At 35.3% G+C, this 7,521-nt stretch carries 3 protein-coding genes and 1 pseudogene; all 4 read right to left on the bottom strand.

Going from position 1 to position 7,521, the window contains the following annotated elements:
• Window positions 1-155: 155 nt before the first annotated feature.
• The gene (locus IQ226_RS23935) at window positions 156-863 is read right to left on the bottom strand and encodes a hypothetical protein (RefSeq protein WP_193899552.1); all 708 of its coding nucleotides are present in this window, start codon (window positions 861-863) and stop codon (window positions 156-158) included.
• Window positions 856-3,348 carry a CHASE2 domain-containing protein gene (locus tag IQ226_RS23930; RefSeq protein ID WP_228039646.1) on the bottom strand — a complete coding sequence of 831 codons (2,493 nt, stop codon included), beginning with the start codon at window positions 3,346-3,348 and terminating at the stop codon, window positions 856-858. The genes IQ226_RS23935 and IQ226_RS23930 overlap by 8 nt, the downstream gene beginning before the upstream one ends.
• A gap of 251 nt (window positions 3,349-3,599) precedes the next feature.
• Complete coding sequence (locus IQ226_RS23925; RefSeq protein WP_193899551.1) at window positions 3,600-6,938, bottom strand: CHAT domain-containing protein; 3,339 nt, start codon at window positions 6,936-6,938, stop codon at window positions 3,600-3,602.
• A 452-nt stretch (window positions 6,939-7,390) separates the two neighbouring features.
• Window positions 7,391-7,521: pseudogene (locus IQ226_RS25445) on the bottom strand (IS701 family transposase); the annotation flags it as partial.

Below are 7,521 nucleotides of genomic sequence, written 5' to 3'. Positions count from 1 at the left end.
GGGGTTGGGGGTGGGGTTCTTGTTCTAGGTTTGATGACAATTTGCTGTAGGTTTTTTCACAGGACTTACGCAACTGGCACATTGGTAGGGTGCGTCAGATATCAACAATCTGTTTATTTACAGGATTTATGCAGTCTGACGCACCCTACAATCCCCTACAATCTATCTGATTTTGGCTGTTTACATAACTGCTTAGGAATTTCTTTGAGCATCCTATCTAACTCAAGAGAGGGTTTTTGTACTGAGTATGCTTGCTGTAACACATCTGACCACAGACCCAACTTAGCAAAGTAGTTAGCTTTAGCAAGAGCGATCGCCTCATGATGACTTTTTTTTGCTTGTAGTTTATTCTCTAGCGTCTTCAGTGCTGCGGTAATGCTGTTGCGTTCTTCACTCTCCATAATCTGAAATTTCACAAATGGTCCTCGACTTTCACCAAGAAATATATTTAACTTGTAGGTTTGGCCTGGTTGCAGTGGTTGTCCCGTATAAGTATATTGTTGAGTATTTTCCACATTTTCACTGAAAATAACAGTATTATTACTTATGTCAGTGACCTTTATTTTTTTGATTTTACCATGCCAAAGAAATAAAGGGCGATCGCTCCAAATAATTCTAGTATCAGAAGGAGCATCTGGGGAAATTATGCAGACATTATTAATTTCAGGATTTCCAGGACGACTACCTCCTTTACGTGGTTTTACAGGTGGTTTATTAGAAAATAGCAGTTGAGAAATATTACTCCACAAAGAAGCAGGTTTCTGGGGATTTTCCTTAGCAATAACTCCTTGATTTGGTAAAATAGCTAAAGTGCTGAAAACTAGAGATGATAAAATTACCCTAGATAAAAAAGATTTATTCATCAGATTTTTTCTCCAAAATCGCAGATAGAATGTAAAACCACAATGTTACAGAAGGTAACAACCAAGGTAATAAAATTGCAGTTGCAGAAATGTATACTTGTAAACTTATTAAACCATAAATACCTGTAATTATGGTGACTAGGATTAAAGATTGTGGTTGATTAGATTTTTTTCTGGGGACTAAATATAATAAATATAAATTTAAACTTTTACCTATTAATATAGCTACTCCAATCATCCAGAAATCAGGAATGGGTATCACTAATCTTTTAGTGAGTAAATGATGTATCATATAGGCATGATATTCACCACCTGTTAATACTTGGCTTTTATTGATGGGATTTTCTTGATCACGCCAATATTTAATAGCTGGAAACTTTGATATTAAAAAATTATCTTCACCGTCATAATTTAATCCAGCTTCTTCATATCCTCCCGGTGCAATAATGACTATGATATCTTGTAAATTTTGGAGATTTTTAGGAATATTTTGATTCTCCAATAATTGCCAAGCGGGAATATTTTGATATACTGATTGAGGAGAAATAGAAAAATCAATAATTGGGTGCATCCACATTTGATGCAGTGAGTAACTGAACCTTGTAATCGTTTGAGAATGGGATCTATCTTGCACTTTACGATCTGGAGAATTGTTTATTTGTTGAAAAAAATCCTCTTGACTGTCTAATTTTGGTTGTGGTGCATCAGAAGATTGTTGTAACTGATATCCAAGTGTTAATAAACCTGAAAAACTCGAAATTGAAGTAGCACCAGGATTTAATAACTTAGAAAAATCCGGGTCTGAAGACTGAGAATTATTATACTGAGAATTATGATCAGGTAATAGTTGCATATATCCAGGTAAAATCTCAATTTCACCTTCTAGACTCCAATTAAGATTAGCAATATTAGGTAATACCCGTAACCATTGACCATCTTGATTTGCAGTTCCAGCAAAAACAAACAATGTCGGTTTTGCTGATTTTACAGCAGTTTTGATAGAGTTAGCAAGAATGCGATCGCTTTCTCCTTGATGTCTGTCTAATAAATAATCAATACCTATAATCTTAGCTTGATTAGCTGTTAACTTATCAATCAAATTTGCTAAATACTTACGCTCAATCGGTTTAGGGTTAGAAATTTTAGCTTTTCTAATGGAATCTTCATCAATCTCTACCAATAAAACTGGGGGAGTTGCTACAGTTGCAACTTGTCCTGTAAGTTGACGATAGATAGCTTGTAATAATACTCGACGCTGTAATAAAAATTGTTGAACTGGTAACAGCAAGCTAATAATCAATAAAACTGAAAGTACAATTATTTCTCGACGATTAGGAATTAACTTTTTAATTCCTTCATCCATAAAAGCAGGTTGAAGACGAAATAACTCTGCTCCTGGATGCCGAAATAAAGAAGGAATCAAATATGCACTGGGATAAGTAAAATTCTTTTCTACTTTTAAATATTGTGCTGCTGAAATCAACGATTCATGAACATCTTTATATTCAGACAAAGCTTGCAAAAAGCGGGGTAAAAATACTTCTGCTACTTGATTATGAATAGGTTCACGCATTACCGCAACTTGACTGATACCCAAATCAATTAATTTATCAGCAATACTCAAACCATTACAAGAATTGAAAATAGCACATTGTAATCCTCTATCTTTAGCAGTAATTAAAGCCGGTTCAAGTTCAGAAATTGATAAAGCTACACCAGGAGCAATACCTAATTCACCACCAGTCAAATTAGTTTGATTACTGTGTCCTGCAAAAAATAAAATATCCCAGCCATTTTGGGAAGAAATAGTTTGGACGATTTCAGTTTTTAAGTAATCAATATTCTTGTTAGATTGCCAACCGATAAATTTAACATCTGCATAATCTTTTAAAGATGCAATAGCTTGTTTTTCCGATTCAAAATTTAAACCTGTGTCATCTCCTAAAATGACTAAAATTCTAGCTTTACTTGGATATTTACCTTGAGTATTTATCACCGTTTCTCGACGATTTGTAGCAGTGCGGACAATGCGAATCTGAATATAATCTAAAGCAAATTCTGTACCAATTTCCCATACTTCCCAAGGCAACTTGGCTAAATCTGGAGTAATGCAAGCGATAAAAATATCAAGATATCGGGTTTGATTTTGTTTACTAACTTGAGCAATTTGTTTACGAATATCAAATAATTCTGCACTGTGTAACCAGTTATGAAACACAGATAAAAATTGTGCTTCAGCTTGTACTAATCGAGCGTGCCAATCAATTGGAGGGGCAGCGAGACTACCCATATTTGCAACTTTTCCCCGCAGTGCTGTATTATAAAAACTCAGATAAATCTTTTGCCATTCCTGGTATAGCATAGTTAGATTTTCTGGATAGGCAACATTGACACTCAAATTTTGTCCTTGACCCCAAGATAATTGAAATGAACACACTTGTTCAACCTGTTGAATTGTCAGATAAAAAGCTGTGAAATTCATCATATTTTTAAAGAGGTACAAGTTTGAATGATAAAACTTTTGTGGTGCAGGCATCTTGCCTGCTAAATACAGCACTTACCGATTTTATGAGGTACACATATAAATCATAAAATTCTTGTGGTGCAGGCATCTTGCCTGCTAAATATATGGCTCATATTTTAGCAAACTACTGTATTTAATTTTTACCACAGGTCTACAAGATGAAAACAGAGAATTGATCACCAATCACCAATCACCAATCACCAATTACCAGTTTACTTAGACTCACCAATTAACGTAAAAGCCGCCCAATTTACTGGAGCAGGTCTTTTTTTCATAGTGTTGAGCATAGCATTTCTTAACGCCACAGCCTTATCAGGATTTTGTTGCCATTGTTGATAAAACTCAGTCATTAATTCTGCTGTAGGTGCATCTGGAACAGCCCACAAAGAGACAATGACACTGGACGCACCAGCAGTAATCAAAGAACGAGATAAGCCAACAACACCATCACCAGTAATTGCACCTCTACCAGTATCGCAAGCACTCAAAACCACCAATTCAGCATTAATAGATAAATCAATAATTTCCGCAGGAGTGAGTAAACCATCATCATTTTTAGTAGCTGCTAGGGCTATGGCAGTAGGAATACTTTTATCAGTATCAGATAACAGACCATGTGTTGCTAAATGAATAATTCTGGCAGATGATAATTTTTGTTTGAAAGCAGTTTCTGTGGCATCTTTCCCAGTGATAGCTTTAGTTTTAAAGAATTTATCTTGGAAGAATTTAGCAATTGCCAAAGTTTCCTTTTCTGCACCTTTAAGGGGGTCAAGTTGTACAGGAGGATTTCCCACTTTTGGCATTTTTGGATTACCCATGACTAAGATATCTTTACCCCGTACTTTTTGCCGTTGTTGATCTGTTAAATCTAAAACTTGAATTGCTGGTGCAGTTAAGATAGTATGTTTTTCAATTAAATATTTACCATCTTGATCTTGCAGTGCCACAAAAGGAACTAAAAACAGCGAATCATGGGGAATAAAAATGACTTTTTCATCTGGTTTAGTAGGCAGAAGAGAAGCAATAGGATCAATTAATATTTTATGTAGGGTTTGTAAATTCTCTTTTTGAACTTCCTCACCTGTACGTTCTACTTTAATTCCCCGTCCTCCAGCACCCAGAGAAATACGGCTATTTTTTACAAGATCAACAAGTGGTGTTTTTAATGTTGTCAGGTCTACTTGTTTAAAGCTAATTTCCCCTGTTGGTTTAACTACCCAGATATACATCTCAGATCGATTCCAAGTTTTTGGATAATTTTGCCTTCTTGATTGATGAGTAATTGTATATTCTACAATTGTCGCATTTTGCTCTCTGGCAATTTTCTGGATTTTTTCAATAGTTGGTGGTTGAACATTTAACTGATTAACCTGCTTCCCTGAAATGCGTGATGTTAAGAGATTTACAAATGCTCTCGCCCTACCACGTTCAGCTACTTCTAATGCTTCTTGAAACTTATTTTGGGCAATTAAACTTTTTTGTAATATAGTGTAAGTTGTAGATTGACCCTCAAAAATAGAAATTTGGCTTTTATCTGTTAAGTCAATCCGCACAGATTCATAAATTTTAATAGCTTCATATAAAGCAACCACCGCTTTAGGTAGATTGCCTATATCGAAATTATTTATGCCAATTGCATTTAAATTTAGTGTTTGTGAGAATTTTTCGTTAGCTTTTTGGGCAGCTGCTACTGCTTTTTCATGAAAACTTATGGCTAAATCATATTGACCTTGTTCTGTATAGAAGAACCCAATGCGACCAAATATATTTGCTTGAGTTGCAGGAAAATTTTCAGATAATTCAATTGCTTGTTGAAAATATTTCGATGCCTGATCATTGTTTCCAAGTTCAGCATAAGCAATACCAACCTCGCTTAAGGCAGAGGCTTCTAGTGCAAATCCCAATTTCAACGATCTCGTCTGTTCTAAATTATCTAATGCAGATTTTAAATTCTGGTCTTTAGAATCAGAACTAGAATCAGAACTAGAATCAGAACTAGAATCAGAATATGCTTCTCCTAACTGGTGATTTTTTCGTACTTGATCTTGTTGCCCTAAAAAAAAATAATTCGATGCTATATCACTATAGCCTCCTCTAATGGAACGTTTGATATTATCAACATAAGACCTTCTTATAGAAAAGAGATTTTTTTGATCTGGTTTCAGACCCTGAATATATTTAAAAGTTAAGATCCGGATATCTACCGATTGCTGATAAAATTCAATTGATTTTTCATACTTACTAAGACTCCTATATACATTGGCGATACCACTAAAAATAAATGCTTGATCCAAATTTTTGTCTACAATATCTAGAGGAGATTGAGTAACTACTTTCTCTACAACAGCCAAAGCTTGCTGATAGTATGTTAGAGATTTTTCTAATTGTCCTATTTCTTGATAAACGTCACCCAAAGTAGACAAGGTAGCTTGAAGTTTGTCAGTATTATTCTCCTGTTGGAATATTTTTGCAGCTTGCTCCAGTGCTGCTAATGCTTTTGATGGTTCAGTCATACGGGCAATACCAACTAACGCTTGTCCTTGTTTAATAATTGCCCCTGTCTCCTTGGCAACTGTGACAGCTTCTTCATAATACTGAAGTTCTTTGTTGATTTGAATAAGTGCTTCTGGATCTTTCTTTAGTCCGTTACCAAAGAATCTATAACCTATGCCAAGTGCAATAAGAAGAGAGGGTTCGTATTTGCGAAGGATCTGCTTTTCTGCTGTAGAATTACTATTCTGTCTAACAATTACCAAAGCTTGTTCTAATAAATTTATTCCTGTGACTGCATTCCTCAAATAGTAAATAGAACCTAGCTTGAATAATACCCATACTTTTGTATCATGGTTTTTACTTTTTTGTGCATTTATCATACTTTCTTGATAATATTTATCGGCGCGATCATCATTTCCTAAAGCTATTTGATACTCTCTACCCAAATTGAAATTGACTCTTGCTTGCAAGTCAAAATTATTAATAACTTTGGCAATTTTTAAAGCTTCTTCATAGTAGGAAATAGCGCGTTTAGGCTCTTTTAGAGAATACAATCTTCCTAATGCAAGTAATGTTTTTCCTTTTAACTCACGATTTTTGATAGTTTCAGCGATTTGCAATGCCCGTTTATAGTAAGTCATTGCCTTCTTTTCATCTTTCAAATCATAGTAAGCTCTACCAATTAATCTAATTGACTCACCTGCTCCCAGGGAGTTATTAATTCGGCGATAAATCTTCAATGCCTGTTGAAAACTTTGCAAAGCAGCTTGAGATTGCTCATTAAACAGCAGTTCTTCACCTTTTTGCAGCAGTTTTTCTGCTTGAGTTTTTTGATTATTTGGTTTTTGTGCCAATACCTGGTTAATTCTTGAGTTGTGGTTCAGAAAGCTGGAGTTATTCAGCCCCAACGCTTCATCTTTGCGTGGTTCTGTAGTTTCTGTTTGTGCAGTCAAGGTAGTTGGTATAATTTCCTTTGTCCTTGATTCAGCAACACTGACAGGGAAAGACAGGGAAAGCACCAAAGTCACAAGAGAAAGGGATTTAAGACGGTAAAGCATGGTAGACACTCCTCTAAGCAGGGTGAGAATAGATTGCTGTATATTTATCTTGTATATTTATCTATATCTCTCACACTTAGGGAGCTTATGCAAAAAATTTAGTTTTTTTTATCCGGCATTCCGCACTTCAACTTGTCACATATCAATACTTCAAAAAAATCACCACAATAGGATTGTGGGCGTTGCTGATTTTAGGGATGAAAATAATTTTGCATACGTTCAAGACTCTTGTAGAGACGTTCCATGGAACGTCTCTACCTCCAAAAATCATACGCCAATTCAGCAACGCCGGATTGTGTTATTGGTGGCTATGCCAACCCTATCTAAGCATCATTAGCCGGACCTGGGTAATCCTCGTGTATTACATTTTGAAGTACGGAATGTGAGTTTCACCTCAACCAAATTTCATCCGTTAAATAATCTAGGACTTACGCATTGACAAAAAAATGAATCTATGTTGATGAAGCAGCACAAGCATTGGTAAGATTGTCCACAATGTAGTCGCGCACAACTAAAGTGAATAAGTTTCTTTGCACTTCATACCAATTAGAAATTATGTTTTCAGAGCGCATTTTTTCTAAAC

Source organism: Dolichospermum sp. LEGE 00240 (genome assembly GCF_015207875.1).
Lineage (GTDB): Bacteria > Cyanobacteriota > Cyanobacteriia > Cyanobacteriales > Nostocaceae > Dolichospermum > Dolichospermum gracile.
The sequence above is the reverse complement of the archived record's forward strand: the minus strand, read 5'-3'. Positions and strand labels throughout refer to the sequence as shown.